The sequence below is a fragment of the Actinomadura sp. 7K534 genome (assembly GCF_004348575.1).
GTDB classification, from domain to species: Bacteria; Actinomycetota; Actinomycetes; order Streptosporangiales; family Streptosporangiaceae; genus Spirillospora; species Spirillospora livida.
Window position 1 is genome coordinate 1 of record NZ_SMKB01000170.1, and the last position, 15,873, is coordinate 15,873.

A 15,873-nucleotide genomic window follows, 5' to 3' on the forward strand; every position below is an offset into this window, starting at 1 on the left:
CGCCGGCCCCCCGCCCGCGCTCGTCATCGACGCGCTCGGCCGCAAGTGCCCCATCCCGATCATCATGGTGGCCGAGCGGATCCGCGAGGTCCCGGTCGGGCAGATCATCGCCGTGCTCGCCGACGACGCCGCGGCCCGGACCGACGTCCCCGCCTGGTGCCGCATGAAGTCGCAGGAGTTCGTGTGGGAGGAGACGCTCCCGCAGGGCGGCTGGGGGTTCCACATCCGCCGCATGTACTGACGCGCGTGCGCGGAAGGGCGGGCCGGGCACCGGCCCCGTTCCGCGGACGATGAAGGGCCGCGCCCGGGGGGCGCGGCCCTTTCACGTGGCGGTCGAGGGAGCGGCTACGGGGCGGGGCAGCTCAGGTGGGGAGCGATCTCGTCGGCCGCGTCGGACCCGTAGGCGGCGGCGAAGCGGTCGAGGAAGCCCTGGCGGGACAGGGTGTACTCCTGCGGGCCGGCGGCCTCGAGCGCGTGCGCGGCGATGGCGCAGCCGACCTGGGCGGCGCGCTCCAGCGGCAGGTTCCAGGCCGTCGCCGTCAGGAAGCCGGCGCGGAAGGCGTCGCCGACGCCGGTCGGGTCGACGACGTTCTCGACCGGGAGGCACGGGACGTGCAGGCCCTCCTCGCCCTCGCGGTCGATGACGACGCCCTTGGCGCCGAGGGTGGTGACGCGGACGCCGACGCGGCCGAGGATCTCCTCGCCGCTCCAGCCGGTCTTCTCCTCGGCGAGCGCCCGCTCGTAGTCGTTGCTGAACAGGTAGGCGGCGCCGTCGATGAGGCGGCGGACCTCGGTCCCCTCCATCCGGGCGAGCTGCTGGGACGGGTCGGCGGCGAACGGGATGCCGCGGGTGCGGCACTCGTCGGTGTGCCGGAGCATCGCCTCGGGGTCGTTCGGGCTGATGACGACGAGGTCGAGGCCGCCGACGCGGTCGGCGACCGGCTTGATCTCGATGGAGCGGGCCTCGCTCATCGCGCCCGCGTAGAACGTCGCGATCTGGTTCTGCTCCTGGTCGGTGGTGCACAGGAAGCGGGCGGTGTGGTGGATCTCCGACACGTGCACGGACGCGGTGTCGACGGCGTGCCGCTCGAGCCAGGAGCGGTAGTCGGCGAAGTCGTCGCCGACCGAGCCGACGAGGACCGAGTCCTTGCCGAGGCTCCCCATGCCGAAGCAGATGTTGGCGGCGATCCCGCCGCGGCGGATCTCCAGCTCGTCCACCAGGAAGGACAGCGATACCCGGGCCAGCTGATCGGGCAGGAGCTGGTCGGTGAACCTTCCGGGGAAGGTCATCAGATGGTCGGTAGCGATGGAGCCTGTCACGGCGATGCGCACGGAGCCGCTCTCCTCGTCGTGGTCGTCCGGCTGTTCGCCGGCTGTTTCGAACCCGGAAAGACTACTTCCCCATCGCACCATGGATCACTGCTGGAGTGCGCCGGGCAACCGTAGAGAGGCGGCCGGGCAAGGTCCCCGGCCGCCCCTCCGCGGGCGCTTCACCGAACGCGGCTCAGTTGAAGGAGTCGCCGCAGGCGCAGGAGCCCGACGCGTTCGGGTTGTCGATCGTGAAGCCCTGCTTCTCGATGGAGTCGACGAAGTCGATGGTCGCTCCGGTGAGGTAGGGGGCGCTCATCCGGTCGACGCGGACCGACAGCCCGCCGAAGTCCTGGATCTGGTCGCCGTCCATCTCGCGCTCGTCGAAGAAGAGCTGGTAGATCAGGCCGGAGCAGCCGCCCGGCTGCACGGCGACACGCAGCGCAAGGTCGTCGCGGCCCTCCTGCTCGAGCAGGCCCTTGGCCTTCTCGGCGGCGGCGTCGGTGAGGTTGACGCCCTGCTGCGTGGTCTCCTGCGTGGTCTCGCCTGAAACCGTCATGTGTTCAGCTCCCGGGTCTCGCTGCGCCGCGCGGGGCGGCGGAGTGTCGCTTGTCCTCGAGGACGTCGTACGCCCCTTCCCGTAGGACAACGTACCTCGCCACAGGCCCATTCCGCGTATCGGTCTCCGCTAACACCACGAGGGGGTGCGTCCTACGTCACATCACCGCCGGGCCGGGGATGTGCAATCATTAGTCGTCAAAGCGACGATAAGTCCTCCGTCGCGAAGGGAGAACGCCGTGACCACGACGACACGCGACCTTCCGCTGCTGCTGCTCGGCAGCGGCACCGACCCCGCCAGCGAGCGCGGTGTCGACTGTCCCGGGGAGCTGCCGCCCGCCTCCGACCCGGCGCTCGTCGAGCGGGCCCGCGTCGCCAAGGCGGCCCTCGGCGGGCAGGTGTTCGTGCTGGGCCACCACTACCAGCGGGACGAGGTCATCCAGTTCGCGGACGTCACCGGCGACTCGTTCAAGCTGGCCCAGCAGGCCGCGGCCCGGCCGGACGCCCCCTACGTGGTGTTCTGCGGCGTCCACTTCATGGCGGAGTCGGCCGACATCCTCACCGCCGCCCACCAGCGGGTGATCCTGCCCGACCTCGGCGCCGGCTGCTCGATGGCCGACATGGCCACCTTCGACCAGGTCGAGGACTGCTGGGACGTCCTGGAGGACGCGGGCGTCGCCGACGACGTCGTCCCCGTCACCTACATGAACTCCTCGGCCGACATCAAGGCGTTCGTCGGACGGCACGGCGGTGTCGTGTGCACCTCGTCCAACGCCAAGCGCGCTCTGGACTGGGCCTACGGGAAGGGCAAGAAGGTCCTGTTCCTGCCCGACCAGCACCTCGGCCGCAACACCGCCGTCCTGCAGATGGGCCTCTCACTGGACGACTGCGTCGTCTACAGCCCGCACCGCCGGGAGGGCGGCCTGACGCCGCAGCGGCTCAGGGACGCGAAGATGATCCTCTGGCGCGGCCACTGCTCGGTGCACGGCCGGTTCAGCCTGGACTCGGTCAACGAGGTCAGGGAGCGCGTTCCCGGCGTGAACGTCCTGGTGCACCCGGAGTGCCGCCACGAGGTCGTCACCGCGGCCGACCAGATCGGGTCGACCGAGTACATCATCAAGACGATCGAGGCGGCGGAGCCCGGCTCGGCCTGGGCCATCGGCACCGAGCTGAACCTCGTCCGGCGGCTGGCGAACGCCCACCCGGACAAGAACGTCATGTTCCTCGACAAGACCGTCTGCTACTGCTCCACGATGAACCGGATCGACCTGCCGCACCTGGTGCTGTCGCTGGAGTCGCTGGCGCGGGGCGACGTGCAGAACGTCATCCAGGTGGACGAGGAGACCGCGCACTACGCCCGCGTGGCCCTCGACCAGATGCTCGCCCTTCCCTGAGGGCCTAAGGCAGGCCGGGCGCGTCCCAGAGGGGGAACCACCTGGCGGTGTCGGGTTCCACGGGCAGCCTCTCCGCGAGCGCCTCGCGCGCCCGCGTCTCGACCAGATTGTTGCGGCCGCGCGCCCCCTGCTCGCCTGGCGGGCGGGGGGCGAACGGGTAGAACGTGCCGCGGCCGGGCGAATGGACCAGGAGGAGCCGCTGCGGCTCGTCCCCCCTGCGGAAGCCGGTCACCGAGCAGAGCAGGTAGGGCCCGTAGCCGGCGGCGGTCAGCGTGGCGCCGACCATGTGCAGGTCGGCGACCAGCCGCTCGAACGCGTCCGGCGGGCGGGTGACGTGCGCCCACCCCCAGCCGTGCGGGCCCGCGCTGAGGCCCGTCTCGCGGCCCGGGTCGTCGCGCAGGAGCCGGGCGACGTCGCGCTGCACGCGGTCGAAGGCGCCGAACGGGCCGCCCTCCACGAGGCGGTGGCAGACGGCGCCCGTGCCGTCCGGGGCGAAGCCCGTCGCGGCCTCCAGCGCCGCCACGGCGGGCGGCAGGTCGAACAGCCGGTCCAGGTCCGGCATGCCGGGCACGCGGCGTCCGAGCACGCCGTCCAGGAACCCCACGTCAGCCGCCGCTCGCGAGCCGCCAGGAGATGGCCGACAGCTGCTCCCGGCGCCGCTCCAGCGGGGGGTGGCTGGACAGCAGCCCGGCCGCGCCGCCGCCGCGCGCCCCGACCACGCACAGTGCGCTCACCGGGCGCAGCGCCCGCAGGTCGTCCCGGGACGCGTCCCGGAGCCCGTCGCTGATCTTGTCCAGGGCCGACACGAGGTCGGAGGGGCGACCGGTGAGCAGCGCCCCGGTGGAGTCGGCGCACAGCTCCCTGTGCCGTGACAGGGAGAGCCCCACCAGCATGCCGACGGCGTACAGCACGGCCGCCGCGATACCCAGCGGCAGCAGGACCGCGCCGCCCGCGAAGGCCGCCGCGCGCCCGGCGCCGTGCCTGTCGCGGCCGGTGAGGAGGCCCGTCCACCAGCCGAGGAACAGCCCGGCGCACAGGGCGGGGAACGTGGCGATCGCCCCGACGAGCACGTCCCGGTTGGCGACGTGCGCGGTCTCGTGGGCGAGGACGGCGGCCAGCTCGCCCGGTTCGAGGCGCGAGCGCAGCCCACCGGTGACGCACACCACCGCCGACCCCGGTCCCGACCCGGCGGCGAACGCGTTGGGCGTGTCCAGCGCGGAGACGGCGAGCCGGGGCTTGGGCAGGCCGGACGACATGCACAGCCGGTCCAGGACGGCGTGCAGCTCCGGCTCCTCGCTGGAAGTGACGAGGCGGGCGTCCATCGCGTAGAGCGCCACCCGGTCCGCCGCGCGGGCCGAGAGGACCGCGAGGGCCACCGCGGCGGCCGCCGCGGCCGCGCCCCACACCGGACCGGCGAGGAACACGGGCAGCACGGCGGCCGCGTACACGAGCGCGACCAGGACCGCCGTGGCGAGCATCCGCCAGGTCAGCCCGGAGTCGGGAGCGTCACGGGAGGGCGCCATGGCCGGACGCTAGCCCGGGCGCGGGCGGCGTTCAGCGTCTTGTGACACACATATCGGACACGACTCGGTCACGGTGCCTGTTCACGGTCCGGGGATCACGGTGCCTGTTCATGGGCGGGGGTCCCGGTCAGAGACCCGGGGCGCCCCAGACGGGGAACCAGCGGCCGAGGTCGTCCTCGAACGGCAGGTCGGCGCCGACCGCGCCGCGCACCTGGAGCTCCAGCGCGTTGTCGCGCTTGTCCCCGGGGAGCGGGGCGAACGGGTAGAACGTGCCGCGCTTGTAGAGGTAGACAAGGGCGAGGCGCTGCCCCTCGGGGCCGCGGAAGCCCACCAGCGAGACCAGCAGGTGCGGGCCGAAGCCGTTCGCCTCCAGCGTCGCGTTCACCGCGTGCAGGTCGGTGACGAGGGCGGGCAGTTCCGCCGGGTCGTGCCGGTTCAGGATCCACGTGTAGCCGTAGGAGTCGGTGCTGATCTCGACCTTGGGCCCCTCGTCGGCGTCCAGCAGTTCCTGGACGTCCCGCTGCAGCCGCGCGAACGCGCCGCCCTCCGCCGCGCGGAAGCACACCGAGCCGAGGCCCGTCGGGGTGAACCCGGTCGCCGCCTCCAGGGTGATCGCGGCCGTCGAGAGCCCGAACAGCCGGTCGAGGTCGGGCTTGGCCGGCTTGGAGCGGCCGAGCAGCGTGTCCAGGAAACCCACCGGTTCTACACTCCCCTGCTGAGCTGGTCGGAGATCTTCGAGAGCTGGGCGAGCCGCTTCTCCAGCGGCGGGTGCGTCGAGAACAGCGACGAGACGCTGACGCCCCGGCCGAGCGCCGGGGTGAAGAAGAACGCGTTGAACGCCTGCGCGGACCGCAGGTCCCTGGTCGGGATCCGGGCGATGTCCCCGGTGACCTTCGTCAGCGCGCTGGCCAGCGCCGAGGGGCGCCCCGTCAGCAGCGCGGCGGCGCGGTCGGCCGACAGCTCGCGGTAGCGCGACAGCGCCCGGGTGAGCAGGAAGCTGATCGCGTAGGCCAGGGCGCTGGCGGCGACCACGGCGAGCAGGATCAGCCCCGTGTTCTGGTCCCGGTTGCGGCTCCCGAAGCCGCCCCACAGCCCCGCGTAGAGCCCGAACCGGGTGATCAGGCCCGCGAGGATGCCGAGGAACGAGGCGATCGTCATGACCGCGACGTCCCGGTGCGCGACGTGCGCCATCTCGTGCGCGAGGACGCCCTCCAGCTCCACCGGGTCGAGCCGGCGCAGCAGCCCGGTGGTGACGCAGACGACGGCGTTCTTCTGGTTGCGCCCGGTGGCGAACGCGTTCGGCACGTCGGAGTCGGCGATCGCGACCTTCGGCTTCGGCGCGTCCGACATCGCGCAGATCCGGTCGATGACGCCGTGCAGCTCAGGAGCCTCCCGCGGCGAGACGATCCGGCCGCGCATGGCGAACAGCGTCATCTTGTCGGAGAAGAAGTACTGGGCGAGCAGGAACAGGCCCGCCCCGACCAGCGCGACCACTGCCCATTCGGGGACGAAGACGAAGAACGCCCCCACGAAGACGACGTAGACAAGCCCCAGCAGGAACATCGTCACGAGCATCCGCGACGTGAGCCCCCTGTCGGAGGCGTAGCGCGTTCTGGCCATGCGGCCACCCCCTGTGCACCCCGGATCGGTATTCATTTGTAACAACGCACAAAACCATCGTTTTGTGCCTGAGCGTCCACTTCGGCCGGGGGCGCCGAGGGGCGCGGACCGATCGTCAGTCGGGGATCAGCCCCTCGTCCCCCAGCATCGAGCGCACCTCGTCGATGTGCGCGTCCGCCGGGGGGAGGATCAGCTCGGAGGGCGCCAGGCTGTCCGGCGGCAGCGGCCGGCCCACCTTGCGGACGTTCTCCAGCAGCGCGTGCAGTGCGGCGCGGAAGGTCGCCTCGTCGCCCGACTCGATCGCCGACTCCAGCTGGTCGTCGAGCGAGTTGAGGGCGGGCAGCTCCTCCTCGGCCACGTCCAGCTGACCCTCGCCCATGAGGCGGACGATCACTGGGCACCCCCGGGGTTCTGCGGCCACTGGGCCTGCTGGGGGTTCTCCTGCTGCTGCGGCTGCGCCGTCGGCGTGCCCTGGTTCAGCTCCTTGGGCGCGGGGCCCTGGCCCAGCTCGGCCTTCAGCCGCTCCAGCTCGAGGTCGACGCCGGGGCCGGAGCCCATCCGGTCGAGCTCGGCCTGGATGTCGTCCTTCGGACCGGAGAAGTCCTCCAGGGCACCGGAGGCGAGCAGCTCGTCGATGGCGCCGGCGCGCGCCTTCATCGTGTCGGTCTTCTCCTCGGCGCGCTGGATGGCCAGGCCGACGTCGCCCATCTCCTCGGAGATGCCGGAGAACGCCTCGTTGATCTTGGTCTGCGCCTCGGCGGCCGTGTAGGTCGCCTTGATCGTCTCCTTGCGGGTGCGGAAGGAGTCGACCTTGGCCTGCAGCCGCTGGGAGGCGAGCGTGAGCTTCTCCTCCTCGCCCTGCAGCTGCTGGTACTGGGCGCGCAGGTCGTTCAGCTGGCCCTCCAGCCCGGACCGGCGGGTCAGCGCCTCGCGGGCGAGGTCCTCCCGGCCGACCTGCAGGGCCTTCTTGCCCTGGTCGGTCAGCTTGCTCTGCTGCTGCTCCAGCTGGTTGATCTGCAGCTCCAGTCGCTTGCGCGAGGTGGCGACGTCGGCGACCCCCCGTCGGACCTTCTGCAGCATCTCCAGCTGTCGCTGGTAGGAGTAATCGAGGGTCTCGCGAGGATCCTCGGCCCGGTCCAACGCCTTGTTGGCCTTGGCCTTGAAGATCATCGACATTCTTTTCATCACGCTCATCGCGCGGCGCCGGTCCCTTCGTGCTGTCGCCTCAGTCGTGAACTGGGCTCAATGACCACTGCTGGGGTTCTTATCACCCTACGCGTTAACGCGCGAGGCAGCCACGATGTTCGCAGCCCGGTAGGCTGATCCCGTGTTCAAGCGTCGTACCCCTGAGGCCCCGCCGAATCCTCCTCAGGTAGTAAAGCCGGGAGGCAAGGGGCGCCCCACGCCCAAGCGGCGGGACGCCGAGAAGCTTCGCCGGCAGCCGATCACCGCCCCCGCCAACCGCAAGGAGGCGTACAAGAAGCTGCGCGAGAAGCAGGCCGCCGAGCGCGCCAAGGTGCGCCAGGGCATGGCCAAGGGCAACGAGGAGCACCTGCTCAAGCGGGACAAGGGCCCCGTCCGCAGGCTCGCGCGCGACTACGTCGACTCGCGCCGCACCGTCGGCTCCTACCTGATGTACGGCATGTTCGCGATCGTGCTGCTGAGCATGATGCCGATCCCGATCGCCCGGCTGCTGGTGCTGTTCGCGCCACCGGTGCTGCTCTTCGTGGTGTTCGCCGAGGGCATCCTGCTGAGCCGCGGCATCAAGCGGCTGGCCGCCGAGCGCTACCCCGACGAGAGCGCCAAGGGCGTCGGGATGTACGCGGCGATGCGCGCCATGCAGATCCGCCGGCTCCGCATCCCGAACCCCCGGGTGAAGATCGGCGAGAAGGACAAGGTCTGACGGGCGCCTGACCGGCGGCGTCCGGCCGGCGGCTCCGGTCGGCGCTGCCCGGCCGTTCCGTGCCGTCCGCAACCGGCCGCAGGGGCCCCCGGCCCGGTTAGGGTCGGCATCATGGAGTTCCGAAACCTGGGCCGGAGCGGTCTGAAGATCAGCGAGATCGCCTACGGCAACTGGCTCACCCACGGCTCCCAGGTCGAGGAGGACGCGGCGCGCGCGTGCGTGCGCGCGGCCCTCGACGAGGGGATCACCACCTTCGACACCGCGGACGTCTACGCCGGAACGCGCGCCGAGGAGGTCCTCGGGCGCGCGCTCAAGGGGCAGCGCCGCGAGGGGCTGGAGATCTTCACCAAGGTCTACTGGCCCACCGGCCCCGGCGTGAACGACCGGGGCCTGTCGCGCAAGCACATCATGGAGTCGGCGCACGCCTCCCTGCGCCGGCTCGGGACCGACTACGTGGACCTCTACCAGGCCCACCGGTTCGACTACGAGACCCCGCTGGAGGAGACGCTGCGGGCGTTCGACGACCTCGTCCGGCAGGGCAAGGTCCTCTACGTCGGCGTCTCGGAGTGGCGGGCGGAGGAGATCGAGCGGGCCCTCAAGATCGCCGACGAGATGGGGTTCGACCGGATCGTCTCCAGCCAGCCGCAGTACTCGATGCTGTGGCGGGTCATCGAGGCGGAGGTCGTCCCGCTGTGCGAGCGGGAGGGCATCGGCCAGCTCGTCTGGTCGCCGATCGCGCAGGGCGTGCTGACCGGCAAGTACAAGCCGGGTCGGCCGCTGCCCGAGGGGTCGCGCGCCACCGACGACAAGGGCGGCGCCAACATGATCAAGCGCTTCCTGGACGACGACCTGCTGACCCGCGTGCAGGACCTCGAGCCGATCGCGGACGACCTCGGCCTCTCGATGGCGCAGCTCGCCATCGCCTGGACGCTGCAGAACCCGAACGTGTCGGCGGCGCTGGTGGGCGCGAGCCGTCCCGAGCAGGTCGCCGACAACGTCAGGGCCGCCGGGGTGAAGCTGGACGCCGACGTGCTGAAGCGGATCGACGACGTCCTCGACCCGGTCGTCATCCGCGACCCGGCCCTGACCAAGAGCCCGCGCGAGCGCCCCTGACCCGGCCGGGCGGACCCGCACCGGTGCGGAGGGCGGCGGAGCCCGGCTCCGCCGCCCTCCCGCGTTCGGCGCTAGTCCGGTTCGTGCAGGCTCATCTCGTAGACGAGCGTCTCACCGTCCAGCAGGACCACCTTGTCGACGTCGTCCGCGCGCAGCCCCCGCCAGTTCTCCCCCAGCCAGCTCTCCGCGTCCGCCTGGGTGGAGAAGGTCTCCTCCGCCACGCCGACCGATCGCCCGTCGGCCTTCTCCAAACGCCAGCTCCACGCCATCGCTTCCGACCTCCCTCGTCGCCGGTGAGACTAACCGGAACGCGGCCCCGGGGCGCGGATCCGGTCAGGAGGCGGATTCGATGGCGCGGCGCAGGGCCTCCGGGGTCTCGGTGTCGGACGAGGCGAGCGTGCGGCCGTTCACCTGCACGCTGGGCGTGCCCTGGATGCCGGAGTCGATGTAGCCCCTGCTGACCGTCTTCACGCTCTGGGCATAGCGCTGGCTCTCGACACATGACCGGAAGCCGTCGCCGGTGAGCCCGAGCTTCTCCGCGTGGGAGATCAGCTCCTCCGTGGAGTAGCCCGGCGTGTCGAGGCTCGACGGCTGGTTCGCGTACAGGGCGTCCTGGTAGGAGAGCCAGCGCGCGCCGTCGCCCACGCAGCGCAGCGCTGCGGCGGCCCGGAGCGAGTTGTCGTGCGCGATCCGCCGGCTCTCGCTGAAGACGAGCATCGGGCGGAACACGACCTTGGCCTTTCCCGAGACCGCCAGCTCCTTGAGCATGGGGTCGTGCTTGCGGTCGAAGTCGCCGCAGTGCGGGCAGGCGAAGTCCTCGTAGACGTCGACCACGGGCGAGGTGACGCCCGGCCTGGCCATCGCCAGCGACCCGTCGGCCTGCGGCGTGGCCTCCGCCCCACCGGCGATCTTTCCGGCCTCCAGCCGGACGCCGCCGCCGTCGCCCTCCTCCTCCGACGTCGAGAGGAAGAGGGCCACGGCCAAGCCCAGCACCAGGACGAGGGCCAGTCCGCCGGCGACCAGCCCGATCACCAGGCCGACGCCGCAGCCGCAGCCGCCCCCCGAGGGCGGCGGCGGTCCGTACGGGCCGGGTGAGCCGGACGGCCAGCCGGGGCCTCCGGGCGGCGGACCGCCCGGAGGGCCGGGAGGCGGGCCGTAGGGCGGCTGCCCACCCGGACCCGGCTGGCCCGGCCATGGTGCTTTCGGGGGGTTGCCCACCAGGGCCTCCTGCGGGGACGGTCGTGATCCTTGCCGGTGAACGTATAACCATAGAGTTCCGGACGATATGTACATCGAGCTTCGCGGAATCGCCGCCCCGGACGGATGGCCCGCGCCGGACTGCCGCTGCGCGTCCTGCAGCCGCCTGCGCGCCGCCGGCGTCCGGTACGAGCCGGCCACCCCGGACCGCATCCTCGTCGGCGGGGTGCCGCTGGCGGACCGCCCTCGCACCGGCGTGCCCGGCGGCTACGAGGTGCGCGGCCCGCAGGGGCGGCGCGTGCTGGTCGCGGCCGGTCCCGGTGCCCTGCCCGAGCCCGCCGGCGGCGTGGAGTACGACGCCGTCCTGCTGGACCTGGCCGGTTCGCCGGAGCACCTCGGCAGGCTGCGCCGCCTCGGGGCGGTGACGTCCAGGACGGAGGTGGCGGCCGTCCACGTCGACCACCGGCTGCCGTCACCGGCCGAGCTGGAACGCCGCATGGCGTTCTGGAAGCAGCCGCAGGACGGTCCGCACCGAACCCTCCTGCTGGGCGGGACGCGGTCGGGCAAGTCCGCCGAGGCGGAGCTCCGGCTGGCCGCGTGCGCGGAGGTCCGCTACGTCGCCACGGGACCGTCCGGCGGCGATCCGGAATGGCGGGAGCGCGTCGCCGCCCATCGGCGCCGCCGCCCGGCCTGGTGGGAGACGGCCGAGACGACGGACCTGGCGGGCGTCCTGGCGTCCGCGACGGGCGCGGTGCTGGTGGACGGCATCGGCACTTGGCTCGCCGCGGCGATGGACGAGACCGCCGCATGGGACGACCCGTTCCGCGTGCGGCCGCGCCTGGACGAACTCGTGTCGGCGTGGCGCGGCACGCGGGCGCGCGTGGTGGCGGTGAGCGAGGAGGTCGGCCTGTCGCTGGTGCCGGTGACGCCGTCCGGGCGGGCGTTCGGCGACCTGCTCGGCCGGCTCAACCAGCGGCTCGCGGCCGAGTCCGAGGAGGCGGCGCTGGTCGTGGCGGGACGCGTCATGGAGCTCCGGTGATCGCGGGCCTGCGGCTGGCGGTCACGCTGCTGACCGTCGTCCCGGCGGGCACCGGCCGGGTCGACCGGGAGACCGCGCGCCGGGCGATGCTGCTCGCCCCCGCCGCCGGCCTGGTCACCGGCGGGGCCGCGGCGCTGGTCCTGCTCGCGGGCGACCTGCTCGGGCTGGCCCCGCTGCCCGCGGCGGCGCTCGCGGTCGCCGCGACGGCGGCCGCCACCCGGGCGCTGCACCTGGACGGCCTCGCGGACCTCGCGGACGGCCTCGGCAGCGGCCGCCCCGCCGCCGAGGCGCTGGAGATCATGAAGCGGTCCGACATCGGCCCGTTCGGCGTCGTCGCGCTGCTGCTGACGCTGCTGATCCAGGTCGCCGCCCTGGCCTCGGCGCCCGACCCCGCCGTCGCGGTGCTGATCGCGTCCGTCACGGGACGGCTGGCACTCCCCTGGGCCTGCCGCACGGGCGTCCCGTCCGCGCGCCCCGGCGGCCTCGGCGCCCTCGTGGCGGGCACCGTCCCGACCCCTGCGGCGGCGGCCGTCACGGCGGCCGTGCTGGCGGCGGCGGCCGCCGTGGGCGCGGCCTCCGGCGGTCTCGGCGGCGCACTGCACGGGCCAGCCGCAGTGGCGGCCGGGACCGCCGCCGCCCTGGTGCTGCTCCGGCACGCCGTGCGGCGGCTGGGCGGGGTGACGGGGGACGTCCTCGGCGCCCTGGTCGAGATCGCGACGACCGCCGCGCTGATCGTCCTCATCTCGCTCCCCTGAGCGCGCCGAGGGGCCGCAGGTCCCGCCGGAGGCGGCCGCCCGGACTTGCGACGCTTGATCGAAAAAGACGAAAGCGGTCACGAGGAGGACTAACATCGTGCTACGTGACGAGCATCAGCCTTGACAGCGAAGCCCTGGCCAGCATCGACGTCGACGCGATCGTCGTCGGCGTCTCCCCGGCGGAGGCGGGCCCCGCGCCGGCCGCCGGCTCGGAGGACCTCGACCGCGCGCTGGACGGGAGGCTCGCCGAGGCCCTGGCCGCGCTGGGCGCCACCGGCAAGGCCGGTGAGATCACGAAGCTGCCCGCGCTCGGCGCCGTCACCGCCAAGGTCGTCGTCGCCGCCGGACTGGGCGAGGACCCCTCCGCCGAGGACGTCCGCCGCGCCGCCGGCGCCGCGGTCCGCTCCCTCGCCGGCACGTCCAGGGTCGCCGTGGCCCTGCCCGGCACCGAGGCCGGCGGGACCGCCGAGAACGTGGAGGCCGTGGCGCTCGGCGCCCTGCTCGGCGCGTACTCCTTCGACTCCTACCGCACCGGCGGCGAGCACAAGAGCCCCGTCGAGGAGATCCGGCTGATCGCGGCCGCGGACGGCGCCGGCGCCGCCGTGGAGCGCGCCCGGATCCTCGCCGAGTCGGTCAGGCTCGTCCGCGACCTGGTCAACACCCCGCCGTCCCACCTGTCCCCCGAGGACCTCGCCGGCGAGGCCGAGCGGGTCGCGGGCGAGACCGGCCTGTCCGTCCAGATCCTGGACGAGAAGGCCCTGGTGGACGGCGGCTACGGCGGCATCGCGGGCGTCGGGCAGGGCTCGGTGAACCCGCCGCGGCTCGTCCGCCTCTCCTACGCCCACCCGGAGGCGTCCAAGACACTCGCCCTGATCGGCAAGGGCATCACGTTCGACTCGGGCGGCCTGTCCCTCAAGCCCGCCGAGGCGATGGACTGGATGAAGTCCGACATGGGCGGCGCCGCGGCGGTGCTCGGCGCGCTGGCCGGCATCGCGAAGCTCGGCCCCAAGGTCAACGTGGTGGGCTACCTGGCCATCGCTGAGAACATGCCGAGCGGTACCGCGCAGCGCCCGTCCGACGTCCTGCGCATCTACGGCGGCAAGACCGTGGAGGTCCTCAACACCGACGCCGAGGGCCGGCTCGTCCTGGCCGACGCCCTCGTCCGCGCGGGCGAGGACTCCCCCGACCTGATCGTGGACGTGGCCACGCTGACCGGCGCGCAGCTCGTCGCGCTCGGCACCCGGACGACCGGGGTCATGGCCAACGACGACGCCGTCCGTGAGAAGGTGGTGGCGGCGGCCGAGCGCGCCGGGGAGCAGTCGTGGGGCATGCCCCTTCCGGCGGAGCTGCGCAAGGGCCTCGACTCGGCGGTCGCCGACATCGCCAACATCAGCGGCGAGCGGTGGGGCGGCATGCTGGTCGCCGGCATCTTCCTGAAGGAGTTCGTGCCGGACGGCGTCAAGTGGGCCCACCTCGACATCGCCGGACCGGCCTTCAACAAGGGCGAGCCCTACGGCTACACCCCGAAGGGCGGCACCGGGGCCGCCGCCCGGACGCTCGTCCAGATCGCCGAGGACGTCGCCGCCGGAATTCTGTAGCGGGTCCGCCCGCTGTCAGAGGGTGGAGAACAGACTAGATTTCTCGTGGCGGCGGGGGCCCGGTACCGGTGCGCCCCGCCCCGCCCAGGGCGCCCCGATCCACGGGGTGCCACGACCGGGGAAAGGGAGCGACCAGTGGCTGACAGCGGCCCCTTCGACATCGTCGTCCTAGGTGCCGGCAGCGGCGGTTACGCGTGCGCTCTGCGCGCCGCCGAGCTCGGCATGTCCGTCGCACTGATCGAGCGGGACGAGTCCCTCGGCGGGACGTGCCTGAACCGCGGGTGCATCCCCACCAAGGCGCTGCTGCACGCGGCCGAGGTGGCGGACCAGTCCCGCGAGGCGGCGAAGTTCGGTGTGAAGGCCACGTTCGAGGGCATCGACATCGGCGGTGTGAACGCGTACAAGGACAAGGTCATCTCGACCACCGTGAAGGGCCTCACCGGGCTGATCAAAACCCGGGGCATCGAGGTCGTGCACGGCTCCGGGCGGCTGACCGGCCCTACCACGGTGGAGGTCACCGTGGGCGAGGGGCAGGTCCGGAGCATCGAGGGCGGGCACATCGTGCTCGGCACGGGATCGGTGCCGAAGTCGCTGCCCGGCCTGGAGATCGACGGTGAGCGGATCATCTCCAGCGACCACGCGCTGCGGCTCGACCGCGTCCCCGGCTCGGTCGTCATCCTCGGCGGCGGCGTCATCGGCGTCGAGTTCGCCAGCGTCTGGCGCTCGTTCGGCGCCGAGGTGACCATCGTCGAGGCGCTGCCGCACCTGCTGCCGCTGGAGGAGGAGTCCAGCTCCAAGCGGCTGGAGCGCGCGTTCCGCAAGCGCGGCATCAAGTTCGAGGTCGGCAGCCGGTTCGAGAGCGTCAAGCCCACCCAGGGCGGGGTCTCCGTCACCCTGGAGGGCGGCAAGAACTTCGACGCCGAGCTGCTGCTGGTGGCCGTGGGGCGCGCCCCGGTCTCCGAGGGCATCGGCCTGGCGGAGGCCGGCGTCGAGACCGAGCGCGGGTTCGTGAAGGTCGACGAGTACTGCCGGACGAACGTCCCCACCATCTCGGCCGTCGGCGACCTCGTCCCGACGCCGCAGCTCGCCCACGTCGGGTTCGCCGAGGGCATCCTCGTCGCCGAGCGGCTCGGCGGGCTCGGCCCGGCGCCGATCGACTACGACGGCGTCCCGCGCATCACCTACTCCGAGCCGGAGGTCGCCTCCGTCGGCATCACCTCCGCCGTGGCCAAGGAGCGCGGGCACGAGATCAAGGAGGTCACCTACGACCTGGCGGGCAACCCCAAGAGCAAGATCCTGGGCGCGCAGGGCGAGGTCAAGGTGATCGCGGCCGTGGACGGCCCCGTCCTCGGCATCCACATGGTCGGCCCGCGCGTCGGCGAGCTCATCGCCGAGGGCCAGCTCATCTACAACTGGGAGGCTCTGCCGGGCGAGGTCGCCCAGCTGATCCACCCCCACCCGACCCAGTCCGAGGCGGTCGGCGAGGCGCACCTCGCCCTCGCCGGCAAACCACTGCACGTGCACGGCTGAACGCCGCACAAGTATTCCGAAGGAGTCGCTGAGACATGCCGGTCTCCGTCACAATGCCCCAGCTCGGCGAGAGCGTCACCGAGGGCACCGTCACCCGCTGGCTCAAGAAGGAGGGCGAGCGCGTCGAGACCGACGAGCCGCTCCTGGAGGTGTCGACCGACAAGGTCGACACCGAGATCCCCTCGCCCGCCTCGGGCGTCCTGACCAGCATCACCGTCGCCGAGGACGAGACCGTCGAGGTCGGCGCCGAGCTCGCGGTCATCGGGGACGAGGGCGACGCGCCGGCGGGCGGCGGCGCCCCGGCCGCGCAGGAGCAGGAGGCCCCCGCCCAGGAG

General features: G+C 72.8%; 19 protein-coding genes. 9 read left to right on the plus strand and 10 right to left on the minus strand.

Annotated features, from left to right (window positions below; translation table 11 throughout):
• Nucleotides 1-241: sulfurtransferase TusA family protein (locus E1266_RS26590; protein WP_347876747.1), on the plus strand; the 241-nt coding region annotated here is incomplete at its 5' end.
• 104 nt (nucleotides 242-345) lie between these two features.
• On the opposite strand, the gene E1266_RS26595 is transcribed toward E1266_RS26590, so the two are convergent.
• Both E1266_RS26595 and E1266_RS26600 read right to left on the minus strand, forming a co-directional pair.
• Nucleotides 346-1,332, minus strand: coding sequence for a carbohydrate kinase family protein (locus E1266_RS26595; protein WP_132051523.1), 987 nt, complete (start codon nucleotides 1,330-1,332; stop codon nucleotides 346-348).
• A gap of 172 nt (nucleotides 1,333-1,504) precedes the next feature.
• The gene (locus E1266_RS26600; RefSeq protein ID WP_131983223.1) at nucleotides 1,505-1,867 is read right to left on the minus strand and encodes an iron-sulfur cluster assembly accessory protein; all 363 of its coding nucleotides are present in this window, start codon (nucleotides 1,865-1,867) and stop codon (nucleotides 1,505-1,507) included.
• A gap of 238 nt (nucleotides 1,868-2,105) precedes the next feature.
• On the opposite strand from E1266_RS26600, the gene nadA reads away from it, so the two are divergent.
• On the plus strand, nucleotides 2,106-3,260 hold the full coding sequence (nadA, locus tag E1266_RS26605) for a quinolinate synthase NadA (protein WP_132051525.1): 1,155 nt from the start codon (nucleotides 2,106-2,108) through the stop codon (nucleotides 3,258-3,260).
• A gap of 4 nt (nucleotides 3,261-3,264) precedes the next feature.
• Here nadA and E1266_RS26610 read toward each other — a convergent pair whose 3' ends face one another.
• The 6 genes from E1266_RS26610 to E1266_RS26635 all read right to left on the minus strand — a co-directional run bounded on the left by E1266_RS26610 (nucleotide 3,265) and on the right by E1266_RS26635 (nucleotide 7,597).
• Nucleotides 3,265-3,864 (minus strand): hypothetical protein, encoded by a 600-nt coding sequence (locus E1266_RS26610; protein WP_132051528.1) that lies wholly within the window; start codon nucleotides 3,862-3,864, stop codon nucleotides 3,265-3,267.
• Between the two features lies 1 nt (nucleotide 3,865).
• Nucleotides 3,866-4,783 carry a M48 family metalloprotease gene (locus tag E1266_RS26615; RefSeq protein ID WP_132051530.1) on the minus strand — a complete coding sequence of 306 codons (918 nt, stop codon included), beginning with the start codon at nucleotides 4,781-4,783 and terminating at the stop codon, nucleotides 3,866-3,868.
• A gap of 127 nt (nucleotides 4,784-4,910) precedes the next feature.
• Nucleotides 4,911-5,480, minus strand: a complete 570-nt coding sequence (locus E1266_RS26620) for a hypothetical protein (protein WP_132051532.1) — start codon at nucleotides 5,478-5,480, stop codon at nucleotides 4,911-4,913.
• Nucleotides 5,481-5,485: 5 nt separating this feature from the next.
• Nucleotides 5,486-6,403, minus strand: a complete 918-nt coding sequence (gene htpX, locus E1266_RS26625) for a zinc metalloprotease HtpX (protein WP_132051534.1) — start codon at nucleotides 6,401-6,403, stop codon at nucleotides 5,486-5,488.
• Between the two features lie 115 nt (nucleotides 6,404-6,518).
• Nucleotides 6,519-6,797: a hypothetical protein gene (locus tag E1266_RS26630; RefSeq protein ID WP_132051536.1), complete on the minus strand. Its 279-nt coding sequence runs from the start codon at nucleotides 6,795-6,797 to the stop codon at nucleotides 6,519-6,521.
• Complete coding sequence (locus E1266_RS26635; protein WP_165966222.1) at nucleotides 6,794-7,597, minus strand: PspA/IM30 family protein; 804 nt, start codon at nucleotides 7,595-7,597, stop codon at nucleotides 6,794-6,796. The genes E1266_RS26630 and E1266_RS26635 overlap by 4 nt, the downstream gene beginning before the upstream one ends.
• Before the next feature lie 133 nt (nucleotides 7,598-7,730).
• Between E1266_RS26635 and E1266_RS26640 the strand changes: the two genes are divergently transcribed.
• Together E1266_RS26640 and E1266_RS26645 are read left to right on the plus strand one after the other, a co-directional pair.
• A complete protein-coding gene (locus E1266_RS26640; RefSeq protein WP_132051538.1) occupies nucleotides 7,731-8,306 on the plus strand; it encodes a DUF3043 domain-containing protein in 576 nt (191 codons plus the stop codon).
• Nucleotides 8,307-8,417: 111 nt separating this feature from the next.
• On the plus strand, nucleotides 8,418-9,419 hold the full coding sequence (locus E1266_RS26645; RefSeq protein ID WP_132051539.1) for an aldo/keto reductase family protein: 1,002 nt from the start codon (nucleotides 8,418-8,420) through the stop codon (nucleotides 9,417-9,419).
• Nucleotides 9,420-9,490: 71 nt separating this feature from the next.
• Here E1266_RS26645 and E1266_RS26650 read toward each other — a convergent pair whose 3' ends face one another.
• Both E1266_RS26650 and E1266_RS38955 read right to left on the minus strand, forming a co-directional pair.
• The gene (locus tag E1266_RS26650) at nucleotides 9,491-9,688 is read right to left on the minus strand and encodes a hypothetical protein (protein ID WP_132051541.1); all 198 of its coding nucleotides are present in this window, start codon (nucleotides 9,686-9,688) and stop codon (nucleotides 9,491-9,493) included.
• A gap of 64 nt (nucleotides 9,689-9,752) precedes the next feature.
• On the minus strand, nucleotides 9,753-10,637 hold the full coding sequence (locus E1266_RS38955; protein WP_207945934.1) for a thioredoxin domain-containing protein: 885 nt from the start codon (nucleotides 10,635-10,637) through the stop codon (nucleotides 9,753-9,755).
• A gap of 67 nt (nucleotides 10,638-10,704) precedes the next feature.
• Here E1266_RS38955 and E1266_RS39590 point away from each other — a divergent pair, with 67 nt between their 5' ends.
• The 5 genes from E1266_RS39590 to E1266_RS26680 all read left to right on the plus strand — a co-directional run.
• Complete coding sequence (locus E1266_RS39590; protein ID WP_243718910.1) at nucleotides 10,705-11,655, plus strand: bifunctional adenosylcobinamide kinase/adenosylcobinamide-phosphate guanylyltransferase; 951 nt, start codon at nucleotides 10,705-10,707, stop codon at nucleotides 11,653-11,655.
• Nucleotides 11,652-12,410, plus strand: a complete 759-nt coding sequence (locus E1266_RS26665) for an adenosylcobinamide-GDP ribazoletransferase (protein WP_243718912.1) — start codon at nucleotides 11,652-11,654, stop codon at nucleotides 12,408-12,410. Before E1266_RS39590 ends, E1266_RS26665 begins: the two co-directional genes overlap by 4 nt.
• A 104-nt stretch (nucleotides 12,411-12,514) precedes the next feature.
• The gene (locus E1266_RS26670; protein WP_132051549.1) at nucleotides 12,515-14,008 is read left to right on the plus strand and encodes a leucyl aminopeptidase; all 1,494 of its coding nucleotides are present in this window, start codon (nucleotides 12,515-12,517) and stop codon (nucleotides 14,006-14,008) included.
• Between the two features lie 135 nt (nucleotides 14,009-14,143).
• A complete protein-coding gene (gene lpdA / locus E1266_RS26675; RefSeq protein WP_132051551.1) occupies nucleotides 14,144-15,538 on the plus strand; it encodes a dihydrolipoyl dehydrogenase in 1,395 nt (464 codons plus the stop codon).
• Nucleotides 15,539-15,573: 35 nt separating this feature from the next.
• Nucleotides 15,574-15,873 (plus strand): biotin/lipoyl-containing protein (locus tag E1266_RS26680; RefSeq protein WP_347876748.1); only part of this gene is annotated, 300 nt, incomplete at its 3' end.

Excerpts from the sequence above, each read along its gene's own strand:
- E1266_RS26615 (WP_132051530.1), bottom strand. The coding sequence starts at position 4,783 with ATGGCGCCCTCCCGTGACGCTCCCGACTCCGGGCTGACCTGGCGGATG.
- E1266_RS26635 (WP_165966222.1), bottom strand. The coding sequence starts at position 7,597 with ATGAGCGTGATGAAAAGAATGTCGATGATCTTCAAGGCCAAGGCCAAC.
- E1266_RS26645 (WP_132051539.1), top strand. The coding sequence starts at position 8,418 with ATGGAGTTCCGAAACCTGGGCCGGAGCGGTCTGAAGATCAGCGAGATC.
- E1266_RS26600 (WP_131983223.1), bottom strand. The coding sequence starts at position 1,867 with ATGACGGTTTCAGGCGAGACCACGCAGGAGACCACGCAGCAGGGCGTC.
- E1266_RS26650 (WP_132051541.1), bottom strand. The coding sequence starts at position 9,688 with ATGGCGTGGAGCTGGCGTTTGGAGAAGGCCGACGGGCGATCGGTCGGC.
- htpX (WP_132051534.1), bottom strand. The coding sequence starts at position 6,403 with ATGGCCAGAACGCGCTACGCCTCCGACAGGGGGCTCACGTCGCGGATG.
- E1266_RS39590 (WP_243718910.1), top strand. The coding sequence starts at position 10,705 with ATGTACATCGAGCTTCGCGGAATCGCCGCCCCGGACGGATGGCCCGCG.